This window comes from Bradyrhizobium sp. 142, from assembly GCF_023074015.1.
Lineage (GTDB): Bacteria > Pseudomonadota > Alphaproteobacteria > Rhizobiales > Xanthobacteraceae > Bradyrhizobium.
Genome location: NZ_JADPKQ010000074.1, coordinates 1 through 1,571 on the forward strand (window position 1 = coordinate 1; position 1,571 = coordinate 1,571).

Sequence of the window (1,571 nt, forward strand, 5' to 3'; positions counted from 1 at the left end):
CTGGGGCAAGCGACCGCCGGTCGCCGGTACGGCCGCGGACCTCGCCCGGACGCGGCGCCCGTCCGACTGGAAGCGCCTGTCGGCGGGAGCCGGAACCAAGGGACCGCGGCTGCACGACTGGTGTTATCTCGAATTGGCCGACCTCGAGGCCGAGCAGTTCAACAGCGCAAATGATGGTTTATGGACGCGCGGTCTACTGATCCGTCGTCGCATCGCCGATGATGACCTCGCCTTCTTCACCACCTGGTGCCCAGCGGGAACATCAATTGAAACGCTGGTCGCGGTCGAAGGCCATCGATGGGCGATCGAGGACAGCTTTGAAACCGCGAAAAACGAGTTCGGGCTCGATCACAACGAGAGCAGATCCTGGCATGGCTGGCACCGTCATGTGTCCTTGGTGATGCTCGCCTTCGCCATGATGGCCGCGATCCGCCATCGCGCTAATCCGCCACCGCCCAAAAAAACCAAACGCCGCCCCCCGGCAAAAGCCAAAGCATACCCACGCCGCCGCTGATCCGTTGGTCAATCCAGGAAATCCGCCGCATTGCCATCAGACTTGCTCGAAAGCGTATTCAACCCGCACGCATCATCGCATGGTCTTTCTGGCGCAGAGCTCATCAGGCTGCCGCTCAACGCGCTCATGTCAAATCAAAAAGACAACTGTAATGCTAAGCCGCGCGCACCTTGGCGAGGAAGCCGTCGACGGCGCTGCGCAACGCGCCGGACTGGTTGTCCAGTTCGCGGGCGTTGGAGAGCACGTCGGAGGCGGCTGCGCCGGTCGCTTCCGCGGCCGAGGCGACGCTGCCGATATTGGTGTTGATCTCGTTCGAGCCGGCCGCCACCGACTGGATGTTGCGCGCGATCTCGCGGGTCGCTTCGCCCTGCTGCTCGATGGACGACGAAATCCCGGCAGTAATCTCGCTCATCTCGGCAATGGTCTGGGTGATGCCGCCAATCGCTGCGACCGCATCGCTGGTCGAGGTCTGCATCGCCGCGACCTGGGCGGAGATTTCCTCGGTGGCCTTGGCTGTCTGGTTGGCGAGCGCCTTGACCTCGGAGGCGACGACGGCGAAGCCGCGGCCCGATTCACCGGCCCGCGCCGCCTCGATGGTGGCGTTGAGCGCGAGCAAATTGGTCTGCGCCGCAATCGAATGAATGAGCGCATTGCCTCATCAAGAATGTTACCGGAGAACTGACCGTCAGGAGTGGGGCCGCGATACCGAATCGGATCGGTGTTGCCGATGGCAGGACGGATCAGCATGGGTGCGCGGCGCGAGATCACGGCGGCGGTGGTAGACCGCTATCGATCAGCAGGGCGGGCAGATAAGGGGCGCATTCTCGACGAGCTTTGCGCGGTGACGGGCTGGCATCGCAAGCACGCGGTTCGGGCGCTGGCCAGCCATGTCGCAATTTCGCCGGAGGCCCGGCGGCAGCGAAAGCCGACCTATGGCGCCCCTATCAGGGATGCACTGGTGGCGCTGTGGGAGGCCTCGGATCGGATCTGCGGCAAGCGGCTCCGGGTAATGATTCCGACGTTGCTGCCTTCGCTGGAGCGGCATGGCCGGCTTAAC

The 1,571-nt window shown here is 63.9% G+C and carries 1 protein-coding gene and 2 pseudogenes; 2 read left to right on the forward strand and 1 reads right to left on the reverse strand.

Features of this window, described 5'->3' with window-relative positions:
* The coding region (locus IVA82_RS08310; RefSeq protein ID WP_247388185.1) for a transposase at positions 1–514 on the forward strand (514 nt) is incomplete at its 5' end.
* A gap of 154 nt (positions 515–668) precedes the next feature.
* Here the strand turns inward: IVA82_RS08310 and IVA82_RS08315 are convergent.
* Positions 669–1,160 (reverse strand): annotated as a pseudogene (locus IVA82_RS08315) (methyl-accepting chemotaxis protein); the annotation flags it as partial.
* A gap of 81 nt (positions 1,161–1,241) precedes the next feature.
* On the opposite strand from IVA82_RS08315, the pseudogene IVA82_RS08320 reads away from it, so the two are divergent.
* Positions 1,242–1,571 (forward strand): annotated as a pseudogene (locus IVA82_RS08320) (transposase); the annotation flags it as partial.